Annotated in this window: 1 protein-coding gene; it reads left to right on the top strand. The window is 47.7% G+C overall.

Going from position 1 to position 310, the window contains the following annotated elements; all coding sequences use genetic code 11:
- Positions 1-310: DDE-type integrase/transposase/recombinase (locus tag ACT3RN_RS16300; RefSeq protein WP_444518901.1), on the top strand; the 310-nt coding region annotated here is incomplete at both ends.

Raw genomic sequence — 310 nt, 5'->3', positions numbered from 1 at the left:
ACCTAAGCGTCGCATTAAACGTGCTAAACCAATACCATTAGCAGTACCTGATAGGATTAACCAAAGCTGGAGCATGGACTTTATGCACGACAGCTTAACTGATGGCCGCGGCTTTAGACTGTTCAATGTCATTGATGATTACAACCGTGAGGCACTCACCGTTGAAGTCGACTTCTCGCTACCGGCGCAAAGGGTCATACGCAGTCTTAATCAGCTTATTGAGTACCGAGGCAAACCTGTGCAGATAAGATGCGATAACGGCCCTGAATACATCAGTAATGCGCTCAAAGACTGGGCTGAGCAGCAAGGT

This window comes from Psychrobacter sp. AOP5-GZ1-6, assembly GCF_052376345.1.
In the GTDB taxonomy this organism is placed as follows: Bacteria; Pseudomonadota; Gammaproteobacteria; order Pseudomonadales; family Moraxellaceae; genus Psychrobacter.
Note: the sequence above shows the minus strand (reverse complement) of the source record. Positions and strands in the feature narration are given on the sequence as shown.